We start from the raw sequence: 19,446 nt of genomic DNA on the forward strand, positions 1-19,446 counted from the left end.
TGGGGCCCTCCTGAAGGCTCCATGGCGCTCAATGTGTCAGGAGGTTGATGACTGCTCCAGCTCAGCGAAGTAGCGCGCTGGCGGCTTGCCGACGATCTTCTTGAACATCGTGATGAACGCATTGACCGAGTCATAGCCCAGATGGTTGGCCACTCGCTGCACGGTGTCTCCTGCTGCGAGCTGGCGCATTGCCACAATCAGGTGCAGCTGCTGGCGCCAACGGCCGAACGACAAGCCAGATTCTCGCACCACCAGCCGCGCAAGTGAGCGCTCGCTCATCGCCAGATGCTTTCCCCATTCCTCTAGTGTGCGGCGATCGCCGGGATCCGCCAGCAACATTTCGGTCAGCCTGTGCATGCGCGGCTCACTCGACGTAGGCAAATACAGGTGCTCAATGGGCATTTCTTGCAATTCAGCCAGCAGCACGCGGGCCTTTAAGGCCGTCGTGCTATCCAGTGCATATGTCGATGGGCGGTCCGCAATGTCTAGGATCAGCTCGCGCACCAGTGGAGAGATTGCAATCGTGCAGCAGCTCTCGGAAAGACTGAGCGCACCTGGGGCTACAAACAGATAGCAGACTCTTGAATTGGCGGTCGCGCGAATGCTATGCGGCATTTCCCCCGGGATCCATACAGCGCAATGAGGGGGGACCATCCATACCGACTTCGGCACTTCACACGTCACAGCTCCCTTAAGAGAGATGATCATTTGCGCGTGCGAATGCTGGTGTACTGGGATTTCGCTTTGTTGGTCCGAGACTTCGGCGTGCATGCCGATGACTGGCACCGAAGATGCGGTTTCACCGAAGGTCCAGCGCAACGGCTCGGATTTCGCGCTCATAGTAATTGGCAACATTTAGGGATTGATTGACATCATATCTGTATTCGGTCGAGGCCGAGAAGCTTAATCTTCACAGCCCAACTTAACCGTGATTACGATATGCACTCTCAATCTTCTTTGGCGCCTAGTGCCGCGCGTCCCCTTCTGTTCTTGGCCAGCTTGGTGCTGATAGCCACTACGCTACGCGCGCCGACCGCTAGTGTAGGCGCAGTTATTCAGATTCTTGAACAAGCATTGACGCTCTCTCCGGCTCAAGCCGGCTTTCTGACTACCTTGCCGCTCTTGGCATTCGGTATCCTTGCCCCGATCGCCGGGCGAGTATCGCGTCGCTACGGAATAGAGCGAACCATGTTCTTGTCGCTTGCCGTAGTGGCAATCGGCGTCTTGATCCGTTCGTCAGGAGCAGTGCTCAGCTTGTACGTGGGAACCGGCTTGGTCGGAGTAGGAATCGCTGTGGCCAACGTACTTTTCCCAGGTATGGTCAAACGGGACTTCCCTAACAAGGTTCCCACTATCACCGGTATTTGTGGGGTGTTTATTGGGCTGTCTGCAGCCATGGCGTCAGCGGCAGCCATTCCCATCTCTGAGCATTGGGGCTGGCAAGGTGCTCTGGGCGTGACGATTCTCTTCCCTATGTCGGCGGTATTGCTCTGGATGGCGCGGGGCGAGCACGGGGCGCAGCCCATTTCGACAACTAGTCAGGCTGCGGCATCAATCAATGTATGGCAATCTCCCCTCGCTTGGCAGGTCACCTTGTTTATGACTATCAATTCCGTGCTGTTCTACGTGTTGATCACTTGGCTGCCCACATTACTGACTGACACTGGTATGTCAGCAGCTGCTGCTGGCTCATTATTGGGGTTCATGCAGCTGGCAGCCATTGTTCCTGGGCTTCTTCTCGGACCTTTGGTTGGACGCATGAAGGATCAGAGGGCGATCACGGTCATGGTCAGTCTTCTACAGGTGATCGCCTTGACGGGGCTTCTGATTCACCCGGCAGCGTCACCGGTTTGGGTATTTCTCTTCGGAATGTGCAGTTCCTGTGCAGTCCTGCTGTCGTTCATGTTCATGGGACTGCGGACTGGTGGGCCTACCGAGGCGGCATCGCTGTCAGGGATGGCCCAGTGCGTGAATTTCTTGTGCAGCGCGGCCGGCCCTACGGTGGCTGGCTGGGTACATGGCCAGTCGAACGACTGGAGTCCGATTCTAGAGACCGGCATTGGGCTGGCGATTGTGATGGGCGTATTCGGCTTCTACGCCGGAAGGGACCGAACGCTGGGAGATGGGTATTTGGGGTAAAAAGGGATATTTCGGGTACCGTGCCAACCAGGTTGTAGCGGTACCAACCCAACTGGTTTTACCATGCGGCCTCAATCTCTGGCGCCGCCGCTGACAGATACGTGACGGTGCCGTAGTTATCCATCATCCCGACCTTTGGTAGTGGCTGAGGCGGCCGCTTAAACCAGCTTACGCAAACGCCAAGTAGGTCGGCAAACTGCTCTGGCTGTTCATCAATCAAGGACTCCGCCAAAGAAGAGTCGTGGTCGATGAAGAAATCACCTTCCTGGTTCAGCTCTGACAGGTGTTGCTTCTTGGACGTCAACCGCTTTTGTAGCATTTTCCGCGGAATATCCCAGTCACAGCCATCTTCGCGTAATGAGATATTCATGATCGGCGCCATGAAGTCAATGAGCCAACCATCACATTCAACCCAGGCGTGAAAAGCATCGCTATCGATTTGAAAGCAACCATCTTCTTGCCGCCCGTAAATCACTGTATTTGGTGGCGTTCTTCCGTCGACGACTAGTGCCAGACAGCCTGTACTGATCGTGGCAGCAAATCCGTAGTGTTCGCGCAAAATGAGCGTGCCGGCAGATGCAAAGAATAGGCACGCCCTATGCGTCGTAGCGATTTCGGAAGCTTCAAGCACGGTGTAGATAACCTCGTAAATACGACGATAGTCTGCGATCGAAAGAAGAGGATCTGTCATTGTCTGGTCTCTGAAAGTCGTTTTTCTATGAATGGATAAAAGTGAATGGTGCTATCGGCCGCCAACTATAGATCAACCTCATATGTTACATTTCTCTCAACTAAAAAAATAGGTGGGGAAATGAAAGCTATTGAGGCTACTGCACCTGGGGAAGTTGTCGGCCGAGATACGATTACGCGCTTCGATATGCAATTTCAGGCAGCCGCGTACGCTGCGCTAGAGATATTGGAGGGTAAGGGCGTCGACTGTGTGTACTGCGATTTTCATGAAGATTTTGTTGTCCAGCGCACGATCAACGGCCGCGCGGTATATCATTTTTTTCAGGTAAAGACTAAGAAGCGATTGCATCAGCAATGGACCCTCGCTGATATATTTTCACTGAAAAAAAGCGGGCAAAAGAAAGATCAAGAAAGCCTAGAGAAAGTTAAGCAGAGTTTTGCCGGGAAACTCTTGGTGCGGGGTATCGTATTCACCGATCAATGTGCCGAAGTCACGCTGCTATCCAACGTCTACTTCAATGATGATGTTGTTACTGCGGTAGAAGAATTACGCGGAAAAGCTCCGGTTGGAAAGGCTGCAAAATTTCTCGCTGAGAATTTTTCTGCGATCTTTGAGCTCACAGAGCGAGATGATGACTTCGGTGCTGAAACTCTGAGCAAATTGTCGCTCAAGCCCGCAGTGCGATATATCTCCGAAACACGTGATTCATTTTGCACCGAAGCACGAAGGACCGTGTTCGACTACAGTGAGATCGATCTAGACCATTACGAAGCGGACGAGCTTGCCAATGGTCTGGTGAACATGGTCTACGAGAAATCCAAAATCCCACTTCACAACGTTCCACCTGAGAAAATCCCAGAACTTGCAGGTGTTCGAATCAATGATTTACTGAGCGTACTTAGCATCTCAAAATCTGCCTATCAAGCACTCTTGGACGGCGAGGAACCCAAGGCACTGAGATCAGCTTCAGTCATCCAGCGATGGTTCAAGAAAGCTGGTTGCGATGATGAGATGATCGCCTTTTGTGCCCAGCAAAAAGTAAATTGGGATCTTTGGCATCGTACCGCTCGGAACGTATATCTGCACATTGATTTAGCTTTATTACTTAAGAGACTTGATGACGTGACAGCTCTTTGGGTAAGAGCTGGAGCGGAGTTCGAAGAACTTTTGAAGCTTATTAAAGCGCTTTCAGAGGAACCGCATGTGCTCAAGTTTGAAGGACTCACAAGCGATCTTCTCTTCGGGGGTATTAATTCGGTTTTGGTCAGGAGCTACGCGAAATGAATTTTGAGGAATTTTTTCGAGAAGCCACAGCGCGAAAACTGAAACTTCCACCATTTCCAGAAGGGGCAATTTTCCAATCGTCGCTTAATAACGAGGCTCTATTCCAGCTTCCGCTGTTGGCTATGGTGATACTCACCATCTCGAAGGGAAAGAGCAAGCCATTGCTCTCTGAGTTAGGCCAGGTGGTTGGGGAGTGTTTGGAGAGAACGGTGGCAGGTTTTCGCGGCTCGTCGCAGGATATCGGATGGTCTGCGAATCTGCGGATTAGAACGGTGAATGCTTTGACGTTTTTAGAGAGAGCAGGCCTTGCTTCTGTCGAAGGACAAACTCGTGCGATCTCGACAACCGAAAAAGGTAGAGAAGTTGTGAATTATGTCTCGAACGGCAACTCGCCGTTAAGCCATGCTCTTGTGCATATTGAGAGGAGCTTTATCAATATTCGAGCGGAACGTCGGATTTCGGAGGCGGTGGAATGAAGCTGCTGTCTCTACAATTTATCCCCCGAGGGAAATCAGGTTGGGAAAGTCCTCTTCTGCAATTTGGTGAGCGAACTACGTCGCTATACGCAGAGAATGAAAGTGGTAAGACGCCTCTTATGCAAGGCATGGCATTTTGCTTGGGTTATCACACCACTTTCAGAGAAGATATCAAGGACCAGTGTTCGGCTATTGAGCTAACAATCGAATATCAAGGTTCTCAATATCGATTTTCAAGAGATATCGGGAACGACTTCCATCTCGTGGTGAGAACTGCGACGACAACGCGGGAATATTTTAACGAGGCCGACTTCTCGTCCGCGCTATTCCAGACGTTTGGTATGAAGCCGCCTGTCTTGGTCGGATCGAACAAAAAATCGACGCAGCCGTATGTGTCTACGGTATTTCCAATTTTTTATGTGCGCCAGGATGGCGGATATCTTGAGCCGTATAGACCATCGAACACTTTCATCCAGGATCAATTTGTCGAGATGATTCGTTTCGTGTTTGGCCTTCCTCCGAAGCGGTCATACGAAGCGGCAAAGGATCTTCTGAAAGCCAAAGAGCAACTAGAGATAGCGCAACAGCGATACGTTCTGCAGCAGAGAGTAGTGGCAGATCTTTCAGCCAGCGTTGACGACTCATTACAAAACAAGAAAATTTTGGATGAATTGTCATCTTCACTTTCAAAGCAATTGGATGAGCTGAGAGAGAGTGCTGACTCAAAGGGGGCGGCCAAAGATGCTTTACATGACCTCCTGGCTGTTAAGGAGGAGCAGATCCGAGCAACGCGGCGACAACAGTTCGAGCTGAGAACGCGTGTTGCGGGAATTGACTCAATCAGGAGTGAGATTCAAGGTGAGAGGACGACGCTTTCCCTGAATGAGGAAGCTAAGCGAGCACTGGAAAATTTCCTGGATATCTGCCAACGGCCCGATTGCGGACTATTTTTATCCAGTTCGGAATCGTATGCAAAGAATTTGCTGTATTTGAAAGATCAGCTTAAAGATCTGGAATCGAATTCAGCTCGCGCCGAAATCCAGCTGGAAGAGATTGAAAGGCGATTGCAGACGGAAGAGAATGAACGAGTACTGATTCTGTCCAAACTCGAAAAGAATGCCGCGTCGGATGGAACTGGAACATTGATTGAGGCGGTACAGACGCTGACGAAACAGCTTCTGGACGTAGAACGAAAGCGTGTATCGATCCAAGTTCTTTCTGAGGAGCGAAGAAAGTACATTCAATTCGACAATGACCGATCCACACTACATGATCGAATTGCGACACTCTCGAATAACGGTCGGTTGGACGTTGAGTTCAGCAAGCTCCGCTTAAAGATCCGTAACTATGTAATACGGTGGATGGAAATTATCCACGTTGTAAATATTTCCCGTGACGTCTCTATTGACCACAATTTCAAATTCATGTTTGGCAATGAAACGATGGAGCCGTTCACGGGCAGCGGACGAGCACGGGTAGTCTTGGCCATTCACGCCGCAATTTTTGAGGCATATCTTGAGGAGCCCGATAATCCATTCCGCTTCATGGTGTTGGATACGCCAAAGCAGCACGAGTTGAACGGTGATGATCTTGCGAGATATCTTAAGGAGCTATACGCGGTTTGCGTGAGACTGAATGGTCAGGTCATCATCTCGTCTACTGAATACCAGCATGTGCTAGAGAGCGGTGACGTTGAGTGGCGGCCAAGTTATCCAGGTAAGGAGCAGCCTATGTACTTAGGTACTCCCGGAACACGACTTCCTTAAGATTTGCAGAAGAGATACGCCAGCCGCTTTCTGCGGCTGGCGTTTTCAATTGCGTGGCTAGGAAGTGGGCGAGCATTCATCACGTTTTCACGTATTGAGTACATCGTCGCACCATCTCAAGTAGCCAGTAGCGCGGTCGATCCACCGGTATGGACAAAGAGAACACGGCTATTTTTCGGAATCGCTCCCTTTTCGACTTCACCAATTAAACCGGCGAAGACTTTTCCGGTATAGGTTGGATCCAGGAAGATCCCTTCTGCGCGAGCGAGGCGATCGATCGCTTTGTTGCCAGCATCGCTGCGGATTCCGTACCCCGGGCCTACGTAGTCGTACTTCAGGTTCAGGTCGTCTGCGGTCCAGGTGCGTGGGATGCCTGCTAGTTTGGCCGTCTCATTCGTGAGGGTGACGACATTCTCGCGTTGAGCGAAGTAATTGGTGGTGACCACAATACCCGCAATCTTCGTTTCGGGCCAATAGTAGGCGCATCCTGCAACTAGGCCGGCATACGTCCCGACCGAGCCGGTAGCAGTCACCAGAAATTCGGGCGGCTGTTGACCGGCGCCACGATATTGCTCAGCCAGCTCTCTCGCACATTCAACATAGCCTAGTGCTCCCAGTGCATTCGATCCGCCCACCGGGACGATGTAGGCTTTCTCACCCTGCTTGGTCAGATCATCACCGCACCTGGCCATGTATCCGATGACATCTTCGACAAAGCGATCAGAGTCCAGATAATGAATCTCGGCACCCAGTAAGGTGTTGAATAGAAAATTGCCGGAAGGCTTTTCAGGGGCCTTGCCGTGCAGGACGGCAACGGCTCGAAGGCCGCTTTTTCGTGCGGCAGCAACGGTCTGGAGGACGTGGTTCGACTGGATGGCGCCAGCAGTGATCAGAACCGTAGCGCCCTGCTTGATTGCGTCGGCCACCAAGTATTCCAGCTTGCGCACCTTATTCCCACCGGCGGCGAGGCCGCTCAAGTCATCACGCTTGACGCTCAGTTCGATACCAAGCTCGTGACTCATACGCAGAAGCGGTTGTACCGGGGTGGGAAAGCAGCCGAGAGACTGCCGTGGGAAGAGTGAAAGAGGCGTCATGTGTAATAGGTGGATTGGTTGAAGGATGCGGGCGAGAGTGAGGCATGGCGAGCACTGACGGTGCGAAAAAGAACGCCAGCCGATGAATAGGCTGGCGTTTCAATGGCCCAATCGAGCCCCTCAAGATCATTTCAATATCAGGACAGAGCTTGCTTCATTCGTTCCAGGCCCTGGATAAGCAGTTGCCGGGGTGTGCCGATGTTGAAGCGAATATGTCCTTCGCCGCCAATGCCCAAATCAATTCCATAGTTCAGAACAATTTCGTGCTTCTGCTCGAAGTACTCACGCATCTCAGCATCGCCGATCCCGTACTTGGAAATGTCGAGCCACATGAAGTAGGTCGATTCCATTGGGTACACTTTGATGTCTGGTAACTCCCTCTCGAAGAACTCGCTGGCGAAGTGATAGTTCTCCGTCACATATTCCATCAGTCGGTCGAGCCAATCGTCACAGTCACGATAGGCCGCCTCTGCGGCAGCTTGGCCGAACAGCGATCCACCGTAGCCGGAGGCATCTTGCTTGAGGCCTTCCAAGTAGGCAGCCATCAAACGTGGGCTTTCGGTAATTACCTGCGAATGCTTCAATCCAGTCAGGTTGAACATCTTGCTTGCGGACGTGAGCGTCACGGTAATCATCGAGGCTTCGGGCGAAATGCTAGCGAAGGGGATGAAGCTGTGCCCCTTGAATAGCAACCCACAATACACCTCGTCGGAGAGCACGATAATGTTGCGCTGGACACAAAAGTCCGCCAAGCGCTTCAGTTCTTCATGCGTCCAGACCCGACCGACAGGATTGTGAGGATTGCACAGCAGCAGCATCCGGGTGCGCGGGCTCACGACACTCTCCAGATGGTCGAAGTCGATTTCGTAGCGATCGCCTCGTTTCATCAATGGATTGGCCACGGGAACGCGGCGACCGGCAGCGATGATGTTTCGAAACTGGAAGTGGACTGGCGACTGGTAGATGATTTCGTCGCCAGGTTCGGTCAGCTGATCAATCAGCGGACGCATCGAGGGATAGATGCCGGTGCTGTGGGAGATCCATTCACGCTTAATATCCCATCCGAACTTGCGCTTGTAGAATCCGATGATTGCATCGTAGTAGCCAGCCTGCTTGAACGGGTAGCCGAAATGTCCGATTTTTGCAGTGCGCTCCAACGCCGCGGCGATTGGGGCGGCAGAGCGAAAGTCCATGTCCGCAGTACCGAATCCGAGAAGATTGCGATTGCCGGTTCGCTCGAACTCCATTTCCCATTTAGCGGTGCTGATAAGTGTACGGTCCGGAATCTCGTCAAACTCGTTATGCCCGCCTTGGTGCAGCGACGAAATATTTTCCGGTTTGGTCAGTGAATTCATTGCATCTTTCCTATCTAGTTTTCTACTGGTGCTCTTGGTCAGAGAACCCGGCCCAAGAATTCACGGGTTCTTGCCGATTTGGGATTGGCGATCATTTCGCGAGGATCGCCTGTCTCAACTACAACGCCGCCGTCCATGAATACCAGTTGATCAGCGACTTCCCGTGCAAAGCCTATTTCATGGGTCACGATCACCATGGTCATCCCATCGCGAGCCAGGTCTTTCATCACGCTGAGCACCTCTCCCACTAGTTCTGGGTCAAGAGCCGACGTCGGTTCGTCGAATAACATGACTTTCGGCCGCATTGCCAGCGCTCTGGCGATCGCGACACGTTGCTGCTGGCCGCCGGACAGATGCCGGGGATAGGCAGATGCCTTGTGGTCGAGGCCGACGCGAGCCAGCAGCTCCATCGCATGCTTTCGCGCGTGCTGCTTGTTGCCCTTGCGAACTTGAAGAGGAGCTTCGGTGAGGTTCTCCAGCACTGTCATGTGCGGGAACAGATTGAAGTGCTGGAAGACCATGCCAATGTCGGCCCGACGTTCGCAGATTTGAGCGTCCGAAAGCTCGTACAGCTTGTCGTTTTGGAGTCGATATCCCACGAAATCACCGTCGACCAGCATCAGGCCATCGTTGATCTTTTCAAGGTGATTGATGCAGCGTAAAAAGGTGCTCTTTCCAGAACCCGACGGACCGATGATGCAGGTGACCGAACCCGCAGCGACGGATAGGTTTACACCTTTGAGAACGTCGTTCTGGCCGTAGGATTTTTTGATTCCTTCTGCATGAATCATCGTGGACGGAGAGACGCCATAACGTTCAAAGTGTCGCAGGTTCATCTCATTCTCCCTTGTTCGTCTCTGATGCTGCAGCCGGCTTTCCGGCGCCGTCGTATGGTCGTTCATCTCTTGAGTAATAGCGTTCCAGATAGCTCTGGCCAAAAGTCATGAGCGACACAACCGCCAGATACCAGAAGGTCACCACCATGAGCAGTGGAATGGTCTCAAATGTTCGCGCGTAGATGGCTTGTGCTGAGTAAAGAAGATCACTCACGGCGATCGTACTGACCAGCGACGTGGTTTTTAACAAGCTGATTGCTTCGTTTCCAGTGGGGGGGATGATTACGCGCATGGCTTGCGGAACAATGATTCGGCGAAGCAATAGGCTGGGTTTCATGCCGAGACAGAGGGCTGCCTCTGTTTGGCCGCGATTGACCGATTTGAGGCCATTGCGAATGATTTCTGCCATGTAGCCCGACTCCGACAACGAAAGGGCAATGATGGCCGCAGTAAACGGAGTCATCACTTCATTCATATGCACTGAGAACACAGTTCCGACACCAGGTATCCACAGCGTCAGTTGTGGGAAGAGCAATGCCAAGCTGTACCAGAAGATCAGTTGCACCAATGCCGGCGATCCGCGGAACCACCATATAAATGCGGCGGCAGGGACCGATAAAAGCCGGCTGGGGGACAGCATCATCAGCGCGACAATCATACCGATCACGCTGGCCAATATCATGACGACAACGGTAAGGATGGCCGTTAGTTCCAGGCCTTTAAGAATCATCGGGTGCAACAGATAGCTGGCGAAGACAGGCCATTGGAGATTCGGATTGCCGATAACTGCCTGCAGTACGAAAGCCATAACCAATACAACCAGGGCCACAGCAATCCATCGGCCAGGATGTCGCAGTGGAACGACGGTGATTTTCGACGCCGCGCCGGCAGCTTCTTTACTGGATGTCGGACGGGGCATATTTGGCTCGCCAAGTATCTCAAGATTTTTCATCATTACTAAACTCCACTTCGCAGCCGTTGCCATCAACCGTCGTCGGCAGCAACGGCCGACGGGTTACTTTTGAATTTGAGACGCGTCGGTGTAGACGATAGCCTTATCGACTGCCGCAAAGCCCATGCCCCACTTGTTGAGGATGGCCAAATAGGTGCCGTTGTCGATGAGGGCCTGCATCACACCTGCCACCATCTTCGCGGTTTCGGTATCACCTTTGGCGATGATGTGGCCGACTGGCTTCACGTTGAAGCCTTCCCCTGTGATCACGAGGCGGCCGTTGCTGACCTTGGAGTAGTAGCCCGCAGCAGTGGAGTCATCGAGATATGCATCGGCACGGCGCGAGATGACCGCTTGCACAGTTTCCTGTTGCGACGGATAGATGTCCTTCTTGAATTCGCGCAGTCCGGAGGACTTGCACTCTGCGTTAAGAGTGTCTGCGGAGAAATCGGCTGCGGTACCGGATTGAACAGCTACGGTGCGACCGCACAGGGCCGTGCGCTTGGCGTAAGTGGCCTTGTTTTCCGGCAAGGTCGAAACGACCGTACCTTCCTTGATCCATGCGACGAAGTCGACTTGCTGGAGGCGCTCAGCGGTAGCGGTTGCGTTCAGCCATGCAATTTTGATCCGGCCAGCTTTCAGCGATGGGATCAGCGACGTAAAGGGTGTTTCGTCCACCACCAGAGTGGCGTTCAGCAATTTCGCTGCGGCTTCAGCAAGTTCGATGCTAGGACCAACCCGTTTGCCGTTCGAATCCACATAAGCAAACGGCGCGTAGATGGTGCTTGCGATCGTGAATTTCCCGCTCGACTCCACGTACGAGGCTTTGGGGATTGCCTGCGCGTTCGCACCTTGGGCTGCGATCAGTGCCAAGGCGCCGATTACTGCGATTTCTTTCAGTTGTTTGAACTTCATCATGTCTGCTCCTGTTGTTTTCATTTGTTTGATGCGCCTGCCGCTTCGTAGCTGGATGAGACGGCACTTGAATGTCTGAAATCGTCAGTGCATAGCACTCCTTTCGGTGGACTTGAAGAGAAAGAGGCAAGTGAAGCTGGGCGATATTCAAGACGCCGATGTCTGCAGTTGTCTCCGATTTTTATATTTCACTTTTATTGTGGACTTTATACAATTTGACGATCTTGTGCAATCGATATGATGACATCACCATAGTCGCAATTTTTTAGATGGCTAGAATTGGCTATAATCCAGCATATTCAGGGATTTGCAAGGAATTTTGCTGTTGTCTTTTCTAGACGCCGTCGCATTTCGCCTTGCATGCAAAATAGTTTAATCCTAGAATCTGGCCGTCATAAAAAATAATTTGTATAAAATCCTGAGACGTGTATTGATAGCTATCAATACTGCGATATCGCCTAGCGAGCGAACGCACCAAAAGGAAGATAGGCGCAAAGCCGTCGTCCGCGCGACGACGCATGCCCATCTTGTCCACTCGCCCTGAATTCAAAGTCAATCAACGAAGGAGTGTTCCGTGAACATCAATCAAAAACTCAAAGAGCTAGGCATCCAGTTGCCTGACGTGGCTGTGCCAGCCGCTGCATATGTGCCTTATGTGCAAGCAGGAAAGCTGGTTTTCCTATCCGGCCACCTGGCGAAAAAAGATGGCAAGCCTTGGTGTGGTCAGTTGGGCAAAGACCTGACAACTGCGGATGGAAAAGCGGCAGCTCGTGCAGTGGCGATTGACCTGATGGGAACCCTGCAGGCCGCTGTGGGGGGCGACCTGTCCCGGGTTCGCCGCATTGTGAAATTGATGAGTCTGGTTAACAGCACTACTGACTTCACGGAGCAGCACCTTGTCACAAATGGTGCCAGCGAATTGATCGCCGAAGTGTTTGGCGAGGCCGGCGTGCATGCACGTAGTGCATTTGGTGCCTCTCAGATTCCGCTCGGTGCTTGTGTGGAAATCGAATTGATCGCTGAAGTCGATTGATCCGGCAGTGTGCTTCCGCTGCCAGGTTATAAGGCAGCGCGATTTAGGGAGAAGGCTTTCGACGTGCTTTTCTCGACCTCTCATGAGGGAGTCGAGTAGCGATCTTCTCAGCTCGGATAGTCGAGATCCGTGCTGCCTTTGCTGAGGAGTGCGGTATGTCTATGTAGGGGACTCACCAGCACTGCTTGTAGTGCTGGATGTTTTGAAATCTTAACGAAACAATCTCAAGGGAGTGAAAATGAAAAAGAAGTTGCTCGCGCTTGCTGCTTTTGGTGTCTTCGCTGGCTCGGCCAATGCTCAATCCAGCGTGACCATCTACGGTGTGATTGACATGGCTATCCAGCATGAAAATAACGGGCGTGCCTCCAAAGTGGCTCTGGATAGTGGTGGTTGGTATGGCTCGCGTATTGGCTTCAAGGGTACAGAAGATCTGGGTGGCGGCTTGAAGGCCAACTTCCAGCTGGAAAGTGGTTTTAATGCCGATGATGGTGGTATGGGCTCCAGCGGAGTTCTGTTCAACCGTCTGTCGTGGGTCGGCCTGTCGGGCGCCTTTGGCTCGCTGAACGTTGGTCGCCAGTATGCTCCGATCTTCCTGGTTGCTGATAACGTGGATCCGTTCGATGCCGGCATGACGGGCGGCCGTGCTGGTGTGAGCACCTATAGTGGTGGCATGCTGAGCATCTTTGGCACTTCCTTCCGTACCAGCAACACGGTGAATTACACCACCAACAATCTCAGCGGCTTCAAGGGTTCGCTGGCATACACCTTCGGTGAGGCCGCAGGCAGCACCACTGCCAATCGTGCCATTGGGCTGTCGGGGGCCTACGAAAATGGCCCAGTTTATGTGGGCGCGGCGCTTCAGCGCACAAACGATGTCAATGGCCGCGTTGCCAGCAAGGAGTTGTTCATCGGCGGCACCTATGACTTCCACGTGGTCAAAGCACACTTGGGCTACCAGAAGAACACCAGTGATTCGAACGTCACCACTCCTCTGAACAATAAGGGCTGGATGGTGGGTGCAACCGTTCCGCTGCTGGGTGGCAATGTCCTGGCCTCTTACATTCGCTCCACCGACAACACCGTAGCGACGGCCAATAAGGGTTCGCAGTGGGCGCTGGGCTATACCTACGACATCTCCAAACGCACTACGCTGTATACCTCGTACTCGCGCAACACGAACGATGCCAATGCCAATATCGGCGGTTTAGCTGCCGCAAACGGCCTGACCGACAGCTTGTTCAACGTCGGTGTTCGCCATAAGTTCTAACGATATCGGCAATCGCGCCGGCATCCAGCCGGCGCGAGCCAATTAAAAAAACGCCTCATCGACATCTGCGGTCGATGAGGCGTTTTACTAACGGCGTATGTGAACTGAAGCCCCAATTTCTATTGAATTCAGAGGGCGGCAGTTCGAGATCAACTCTGTGCACAAATAAAAAAGAGGAACAAGTTGAAATACTCAGATATGAAAATTGGAACGCGCTTGTCCCTGACATTTGCTCTTGTGCTGCTTCTGTTGTGCGCCATGGCCTTGGCTGGATGGAGCTCTCTTGCCGCCAACAATAAGAGAATAAAGACGATCGTTGAAGAGAACAACGCAAAGATTGCCGCGGCAAATGCTATGCGAGGACTGCTGGATCAAGAGGTCCGTTCATTGCGAAACCTCATTCTCTATGCCGATCCCGAGAGCCGTCGCTCGGAAAGTGAGGCGATCTTGAAGGCGCGCAAGAAATACGATGAAACGTTCTCCAGGCTTCAATCTTTGATTTCAACTGACGCGGAGAAGGCGTTGAGTGAATTGATCGAAGGTGATAGGAGTAGGACGAGGCCAACGTTTGAGAATGTGAGCTTTTTTGCCGAAGTTTCCAACGAAAAAGAAGCAGTTGCCTATCTTCAGTCAGCAGTACAGACTCAGCAAAATATTTGGTTTGGCGACATACAAGGCATGATTGATCTGCAAGAAAAGCAGAACCAGCAAAGCATCGCTGAGATGAATCACGATTACCGAGTTTCTGTGAAAATCCTGATCTGTCTCACTATAGTGGCAACCACAATTGGAGCTGTTTCCGCTTGGTACGTAACACGCAGTATTGTCGTTCCTCTAAAGAGAGCGGTCGAAGTCGCCCAGCTAGTCGCAGGTGGTGATTTGACTAGCGAAGTCGTTTCTTGGAGGAGGGACGAGGCTGGAGTGCTAATAACTGCACTCAGCACGATGAACGACAATTTGGCCGCGATTGTGAATGACGTTAGATCGGGAACCGATACTGTTGCAACTGCATCTAGCCAGATTGCGAGTGGAAACTTGGAGCTGTCGTCTAGGACAGAAGAGCAAGCAAGCTCATTGGAGGAAACTGCTGCCGCGCTGGAGGAGCTAACCTCGACTGTCGGCCAGAACGCCGAGAACGCAAGGGAGGCCAGTTCTTTGGCTCAAAAGGCGTCTGAGATCGCCATCAAAGGGGGGAGCGTTGTGGGCGATGTAATCGAACGGATGGCGGGAATTAACGAGTCGTCAAGACGGATTGTTGACATCATTTCCGTGATCGATGGCATCGCCTTTCAGACAAATATCCTCGCTCTCAATGCTGCCGTGGAGGCCGCTCGTGCTGGCGAACAGGGACGCGGTTTCGCTGTCGTAGCGTCTGAGGTTCGATCCTTGGCACAACGCTCTGCATCAGCTGCGAAGGAGATTAAATCGCTAATCGATGATTCCGTCCTCAAGGTAGAGGATGGCAGCGCACTCGTTGCCCAAGCAGGCACGACTATGGAAGAAGTGGTTGTCAGTGTTCAACGAGTGACCAATATTGTTCAGGAAATCAGTGTGGCAATCCTGGAGCAGACAGAAGGTATTGGTCAGATCAATCTTGCCATGGCGCAGATGGATCATGTGACCCAGCAGAATACTGCGCTCGTAGAAGAGGCGGCAGCAGCGGCCGGAACTCTCAAGGAGCAAGCAGGGACACTTCTTAATGTTGTTGGCTTCTTTAAAATTAAAGGCAACGATGGGTTGTCGCCTTAGTCTAAGACGGCAGGCGACGATGTAGGTTTGGAGCGACCACTGTTTTAGTCAAAGGCAATCGAAAAAATGCCCCTCCTTTGGAGGGGCATTCATTGTTCACCAATACTCGCCGGCAAGAGGTCAGATGTTGTTGAGTCTTCTTGCGGCTCAGTACGCTTAGAACCTATCGCCTTGCCCCTTCGAGCAAAGTCTTATGCTCAACCGCCGCTACCTGTGCGTCTGTCCGCTGAGTTGAAATGCCATCATCGAACATCTCATCGGCCATAGCTGTATCTGGGAAGCGTTCTGGATACAGGTGGCGCTCCGCAACCTTGGCGTCATAGGTGCCGGCCCACTTGGCCACCACCACGGTCGCCACGCTGTTGCCGATCGTGTTGCAGGTGGCAATGGCCATCGACATGAAGCGATAGACACCGAAGATCACCGCCAGGCCTTCGATCGGCAGCATGCCGGTTGAGGTCACTGTCGCCGCGAACACCACGAACGAGCCTCCCGATACCGTGGCTGCGCCCTTGGAGGTCAGCAACATCAGCAGCAGGATGCCGATCTGGTGGTCGAACGAGAGCGGCACACCATAAGCATGCGAGATGAACATCACGCCCATGGCCATGAAGATCGATGTGCCATCCAGGTTGAAGGCATAGCCGGTCGGCAGCACCAGGCCCACCGTCTGTTTGCCGCAGCCCAGGCGCTCCAGCTTGATCAGCAGGCGCGGCAAGGCGCTTTCCGACGACGCCGTGCCCAGCACGATGAAGATCTCATCCTTGATGTAGCGCAGGAAGCGCCACAGGCTGAAGCCGCTCAGGCGCGCCACTGCGCCCAGCACCACCACCAGGAACAGGATCACCACGCCGTAGAAGCTCAGCACCAGCTGCGTCAATGCAATCAGCACTGCCGTGCCGCTGCTACCCACGGAGTAGGCCACCGCGCCGAAGGTGCCGATCGGCGCCAGCTTCATGACCAGGTTGATGAAGGAGAACAGGATCTCGGAAATCTGGTCCAGCCCTTCATTGATCTTCACGCGCTTGCGCTCGGGAATGGCCAGGATACCAATGCCGGTCATGACCGCCAGCACCACCACCTGCAGCAGCTCGCCCTTGGTGAAGGCGCCGATGAAGTTATCCGGCACGATGTGGTGCAGGAACTCCAGGAAGCCTTGCGGTGCCGCTTTGGCCGCCATTACCGGCAACGCCGCGCCACCGGCGACGGCCGCCATGCCCTCGCCGATCTGCAGCACGTTGCCCGCCACCAGGCCCAGGATAAGGGCGAAGGTGGAGATCACTTCAAAGTAGACGATCGAACGCCAGCCGACGCGGCCCGCGCTTTTGACGTCGCCCGCGGACGCGATGCCGTGGACGATGGTCAAAAACACCAGCGGCGCCACCCCGCATTTGATGAGCGACAGGAACATGTCGCCCAGCGTTTTTAGCTGCGTCGAAAACTTAGGAAAGAGAAAGCCCACCGCGATCCCCAACACCAGCGAGAGCAGCACTTGCATGCCCAGCTTGCGGTACCAGGGAATTTTCTTCGGGGGAGCGATGATGTCGTCGTTGCGATCTTGTTGTGTGTTCATGGTTGTCTCTCCTCGCTCGCCGATCAGTTGTTGGCCGACAGTGCGATCGCCCGATCCACCATCTGCGGCGCCAGGCCGAGATAGTTGGCCGGATCAGTCATGCGGTCGATGGCGGCGCGGTCGAAATGCTCGGTCACGGCCGGCAAGGCAGCCAGTGCTTCGGCCAGCGTGCCACCCTTCTCATTGACGGTGCGGCAGGCGTCGTACACCACATCGTGCGCCTGCTGGCGGCCGATGTACGGCGCCATGCCCATCATCACCGCTTCGGCCACGATCAGGCCGCGGCTGATGCCGAGGTTGCGCTTCATCTGGTCGGTGTCGACGATCAAACCACCCAATGCAAACTTGGCCTGGTGCAACGCACCGGCGGAGAGGATGAAGCTTTCCGGAATCGCGATCCATTCGGCATGCCACGGGCCGGTGGCGCGTTCGAAGTCCTGCACCATGGCATCGACCATCAGGCCGGCATGCTGGCGCACGGCCTTGGAGGCGGCCAGCATTAGTTCACTGGAGATCGGGTTGCGCTTTTGCGGCATGGTGCTGCTGGCGCCGCGGCCCTTCACGAAGGGCTCATACACTTCGGCGAATTCGGTCGACGCCATGATCATGATGTCCAGCGCGATCTTGCCCAGCGAACCGGTCACCAGCGCCAGCAGGTTGATGGCTTCAGCAAAGCCGTCGCGCGCCACGTGCCAGGTCGTCGCGGGTACGCCCAGGCCCAGCTCTTCGGCCAGTGCCTTCTGCACTTTAAAGCCCTTCTCGCCGATCGAGGCCAGCGTACCGGCGGCGCCGGCGAATTCCACCACGGCCACGCGCGGACGCAGTTGCGCCAGGCGCTCCTGATGGCGGTCGAACATGGCCAGCCAGATCGCGACTTTGTAGCCGAAGGTCACCGGCAGCGCCTGCTGCAAGTGTGTGCGACCGGCCATCGGCGTGTCGCGGTGCTTCACCGCCAGGTCAGCCAGGATCTTGCGCAGCGCGCGGATGTCGCCGTCGATGATGTCCAGAGCATCGCGCACTTGCAGCGCCACGGCGGTGTCCATGATGTCTTGCGTGGTGGCACCCCAGTGCACGTAACGGCCGGCGTCGCCGCACATGGCGACCAGCTGGTGCACCAGCGGCAGGATCGGGTAGCCGACGATGTCGGTCTCGTGGCGCATGTGGTCGAAGTCGATGCGTTCGATCTTCGATTCACGGGCAATCGCGTCGGCGGCATCCGCCGGGATCACGCCGACGCGCGCTTCGGCCTTGGCCAACGCGACTTCGACGTCGATGTAACGCTGGATCAGGGAGTGGTCGGAAAAGATGTTGCGCATGGCGGCGGTGCCGAATGCGTCGCGGTACAGAATGGAATCGACGACGGTGCTCGCCGCCGGGATGAAGCCGGACATGATGTCTCCTCTTGATTGCTTGATAAGCCGGTCTGCGCCGATGTTGGCGCGATAACTGAACTAACCGGCAACTTAATATGTTCGAACATATTTAATTTAATATGTCCGAACATATAAGGCAAGTTTTATTTCGGCGTACAATCGCGACATAACAAATTAACGCCATGAAAAAGCTAGCTACCAAGCCACACTTCGCCGAGATCGCCCAAGCCCTGACAGAGGGCATCTCTACCGGCCAGTACCCCGTCGGGAGTGTGTTGCCAGGGGAGCTCGACTTGTGCTCGCTGTACAACACAAGTCGACACACCATCCGCGCGGCCTTGCACGAACTGCAGCAGCTGGGGTTGGTGTCGCGCAAGAAAAATGCGGGGACACGAGTGGAGTCGGCCACGCCGAAAAATGACTTCCGCCCCTCACTAGGCTCGCTAGAGGACCTGGTGCAGTTCGGTACGACAAATGTACGGGTCGTGCAAAGCGTTGAGGAGTTGGTGGTCGGTAGTGCCTTGGCCAAGAAGCTGGGTTGTAACGGCGGTACTGCATGGCTGCGCTTTTCCAGCATCCGGGCCGACAGCGGCAATGGCAAGCCGGTCGGCTGGACCGATGTCTACATCGATACGCAATACGCGGCTATTGAAGAGATGGTGCGCGAAGAGCCGGACACGCTCATCAGCACACTGATCGAGCGTCGCTACGGCCGGCGCGTGGCTGAAATCCGGCAGGTGGTGCGTGGCATCCTGATCGAGCACCCAGCAGCCGATGCGCTGGGCGTCACGCCGGGGAGCGCCGGCCTAGAGATAATTCGACAGTACATTGATGCCGCGGGACAAATTTTCGAGATATCTGTTTCCACTCATCCATCGGATCGCTTTGTCATTTCGATGAAATTAGAGCGCTCCGTTGCTGCTACCTAATAAGGCAAGTGCTT

The 19,446-nt window shown here is 53.9% G+C and carries 17 protein-coding genes; 8 read left to right on the forward strand and 9 right to left on the reverse strand.

The window, feature by feature from the left end; translation table 11 throughout:
• Nucleotides 1–36: 36 nt before the first annotated feature.
• The gene (locus J8I26_RS12045; RefSeq protein WP_245200273.1) at nt 37–840 is read right to left on the reverse strand and encodes a helix-turn-helix transcriptional regulator; all 804 of its coding nucleotides are present in this window, start codon (nt 838–840) and stop codon (nt 37–39) included.
• A 99-nt stretch (nt 841–939) separates the two neighbouring features.
• Between J8I26_RS12045 and J8I26_RS12050 the strand changes: the two genes are divergently transcribed.
• Nucleotides 940–2,139 (forward strand): MFS transporter, encoded by a 1,200-nt coding sequence (locus tag J8I26_RS12050; protein WP_245200274.1) that lies wholly within the window; start codon nt 940–942, stop codon nt 2,137–2,139.
• 58 nt (nt 2,140–2,197) lie between these two features.
• Here J8I26_RS12050 and J8I26_RS12055 read toward each other — a convergent pair whose 3' ends face one another.
• Complete coding sequence (locus tag J8I26_RS12055) at nt 2,198–2,830, reverse strand: DUF2026 family protein (RefSeq protein ID WP_209607338.1); 633 nt, start codon at nt 2,828–2,830, stop codon at nt 2,198–2,200.
• 120 nt (nt 2,831–2,950) lie between these two features.
• Here J8I26_RS12055 and J8I26_RS12060 point away from each other — a divergent pair, with 120 nt between their 5' ends.
• The 3 genes from J8I26_RS12060 to J8I26_RS12070 are packed head-to-tail and all read left to right on the forward strand — an operon-like array spanning nt 2,951 to nt 6,356.
• On the forward strand, nt 2,951–4,114 hold the full coding sequence (locus tag J8I26_RS12060) for a dsDNA nuclease domain-containing protein (RefSeq protein WP_209607339.1): 1,164 nt from the start codon (nt 2,951–2,953) through the stop codon (nt 4,112–4,114).
• Complete coding sequence (locus J8I26_RS12065; RefSeq protein ID WP_209607340.1) at nt 4,111–4,590, forward strand: hypothetical protein; 480 nt, start codon at nt 4,111–4,113, stop codon at nt 4,588–4,590. Before J8I26_RS12060 ends, J8I26_RS12065 begins: the two co-directional genes overlap by 4 nt.
• Nucleotides 4,587–6,356 carry a hypothetical protein gene (locus J8I26_RS12070; RefSeq protein WP_209607341.1) on the forward strand — a complete coding sequence of 590 codons (1,770 nt, stop codon included), beginning with the start codon at nt 4,587–4,589 and terminating at the stop codon, nt 6,354–6,356. The genes J8I26_RS12065 and J8I26_RS12070 overlap by 4 nt, the downstream gene beginning before the upstream one ends.
• Before the next feature lie 116 nt (nt 6,357–6,472).
• Here the strand turns inward: J8I26_RS12070 and J8I26_RS12075 are convergent, their stop codons facing one another.
• The 5 genes from J8I26_RS12075 to J8I26_RS12095 form a co-directional block, all read right to left on the reverse strand.
• Entirely contained in the window at nt 6,473–7,450 is a 978-nt protein-coding gene (locus J8I26_RS12075) for a D-cysteine desulfhydrase family protein (protein WP_280868798.1), read from the reverse strand.
• Between the two features lie 137 nt (nt 7,451–7,587).
• The gene (locus tag J8I26_RS12080; protein WP_209607343.1) at nt 7,588–8,805 is read right to left on the reverse strand and encodes a PatB family C-S lyase; all 1,218 of its coding nucleotides are present in this window, start codon (nt 8,803–8,805) and stop codon (nt 7,588–7,590) included.
• 38 nt (nt 8,806–8,843) lie between these two features.
• Nucleotides 8,844–9,596 (reverse strand): amino acid ABC transporter ATP-binding protein, encoded by a 753-nt coding sequence (locus J8I26_RS12085; protein ID WP_209607392.1) that lies wholly within the window; start codon nt 9,594–9,596, stop codon nt 8,844–8,846.
• A gap of 46 nt (nt 9,597–9,642) precedes the next feature.
• A complete protein-coding gene (locus J8I26_RS12090) occupies nt 9,643–10,596 on the reverse strand; it encodes an amino acid ABC transporter permease (protein ID WP_209607344.1) in 954 nt (317 codons plus the stop codon).
• A 60-nt stretch (nt 10,597–10,656) separates the two neighbouring features.
• Entirely contained in the window at nt 10,657–11,511 is an 855-nt protein-coding gene (locus tag J8I26_RS12095; RefSeq protein ID WP_209607345.1) for an ABC transporter substrate-binding protein, read from the reverse strand.
• Between the two features lie 571 nt (nt 11,512–12,082).
• Between J8I26_RS12095 and J8I26_RS12100 the strand changes: the two genes are divergently transcribed.
• The 3 genes from J8I26_RS12100 to J8I26_RS22815 all read left to right on the forward strand — a co-directional run bounded on the left by J8I26_RS12100 (nt 12,083) and on the right by J8I26_RS22815 (nt 15,557).
• Nucleotides 12,083–12,541: a RidA family protein gene (locus J8I26_RS12100; protein WP_209607346.1), complete on the forward strand. Its 459-nt coding sequence runs from the start codon at nt 12,083–12,085 to the stop codon at nt 12,539–12,541.
• 238 nt (nt 12,542–12,779) lie between these two features.
• The gene (locus tag J8I26_RS12105) at nt 12,780–13,808 is read left to right on the forward strand and encodes a porin (RefSeq protein ID WP_209607347.1); all 1,029 of its coding nucleotides are present in this window, start codon (nt 12,780–12,782) and stop codon (nt 13,806–13,808) included.
• 183 nt (nt 13,809–13,991) lie between these two features.
• Nucleotides 13,992–15,557: a methyl-accepting chemotaxis protein gene (locus J8I26_RS22815; RefSeq protein WP_280868800.1), complete on the forward strand. Its 1,566-nt coding sequence runs from the start codon at nt 13,992–13,994 to the stop codon at nt 15,555–15,557.
• 163 nt (nt 15,558–15,720) lie between these two features.
• On the opposite strand, the gene J8I26_RS12115 is transcribed toward J8I26_RS22815, so the two are convergent.
• Entirely contained in the window at nt 15,721–17,130 is a 1,410-nt protein-coding gene (locus J8I26_RS12115) for a cation:dicarboxylase symporter family transporter (protein WP_209607348.1), read from the reverse strand.
• Nucleotides 17,131–17,153: 23 nt separating this feature from the next.
• A complete protein-coding gene (pcaB, locus tag J8I26_RS12120; protein WP_209607349.1) occupies nt 17,154–18,521 on the reverse strand; it encodes a 3-carboxy-cis,cis-muconate cycloisomerase in 1,368 nt (455 codons plus the stop codon).
• A 164-nt stretch (nt 18,522–18,685) separates the two neighbouring features.
• On the opposite strand from pcaB, the gene J8I26_RS12125 reads away from it, so the two are divergent.
• Nucleotides 18,686–19,432, forward strand: a complete 747-nt coding sequence (locus J8I26_RS12125) for a GntR family transcriptional regulator (protein ID WP_209607350.1) — start codon at nt 18,686–18,688, stop codon at nt 19,430–19,432.
• Nucleotides 19,433–19,446: the final 14 nt, after the last annotated feature.

This window comes from Herbaspirillum sp. LeCh32-8 (assembly GCF_017814915.1).
Taxonomy (GTDB): Bacteria; Pseudomonadota; Gammaproteobacteria; order Burkholderiales; family Burkholderiaceae_D; genus Herbaspirillum.

Bases quoted from the DNA above. Each gene is read 5' to 3' on its own strand.
- J8I26_RS12045 (WP_245200273.1), bottom strand. From the start codon at position 840: ATGAGCGCGAAATCCGAGCCGTTGCGCTGGACCTTCGGTGAAACCGCA.
- J8I26_RS12050 (WP_245200274.1), top strand. From the start codon at position 940: ATGCACTCTCAATCTTCTTTGGCGCCTAGTGCCGCGCGTCCCCTTCTG.
- J8I26_RS12055 (WP_209607338.1), bottom strand. From the start codon at position 2,830: ATGACAGATCCTCTTCTTTCGATCGCAGACTATCGTCGTATTTACGAG.
- J8I26_RS12060 (WP_209607339.1), top strand. From the start codon at position 2,951: ATGAAAGCTATTGAGGCTACTGCACCTGGGGAAGTTGTCGGCCGAGAT.
- J8I26_RS12065 (WP_209607340.1), top strand. From the start codon at position 4,111: ATGAATTTTGAGGAATTTTTTCGAGAAGCCACAGCGCGAAAACTGAAA.
- J8I26_RS12070 (WP_209607341.1), top strand. From the start codon at position 4,587: ATGAAGCTGCTGTCTCTACAATTTATCCCCCGAGGGAAATCAGGTTGG.
- J8I26_RS12075 (WP_280868798.1), bottom strand. From the start codon at position 7,450: ATGACGCCTCTTTCACTCTTCCCACGGCAGTCTCTCGGCTGCTTTCCC.
- J8I26_RS12080 (WP_209607343.1), bottom strand. From the start codon at position 8,805: ATGAATTCACTGACCAAACCGGAAAATATTTCGTCGCTGCACCAAGGC.
- J8I26_RS12085 (WP_209607392.1), bottom strand. From the start codon at position 9,596: ATGATTCATGCAGAAGGAATCAAAAAATCCTACGGCCAGAACGACGTT.
- J8I26_RS12090 (WP_209607344.1), bottom strand. From the start codon at position 10,596: ATGATGAAAAATCTTGAGATACTTGGCGAGCCAAATATGCCCCGTCCG.
- J8I26_RS12095 (WP_209607345.1), bottom strand. From the start codon at position 11,511: ATGATGAAGTTCAAACAACTGAAAGAAATCGCAGTAATCGGCGCCTTG.
- J8I26_RS12105 (WP_209607347.1), top strand. From the start codon at position 12,780: ATGAAAAAGAAGTTGCTCGCGCTTGCTGCTTTTGGTGTCTTCGCTGGC.
- J8I26_RS12115 (WP_209607348.1), bottom strand. From the start codon at position 17,130: ATGAACACACAACAAGATCGCAACGACGACATCATCGCTCCCCCGAAG.
- pcaB (WP_209607349.1), bottom strand. From the start codon at position 18,521: ATGTCCGGCTTCATCCCGGCGGCGAGCACCGTCGTCGATTCCATTCTG.
- J8I26_RS12125 (WP_209607350.1), top strand. From the start codon at position 18,686: ATGAAAAAGCTAGCTACCAAGCCACACTTCGCCGAGATCGCCCAAGCC.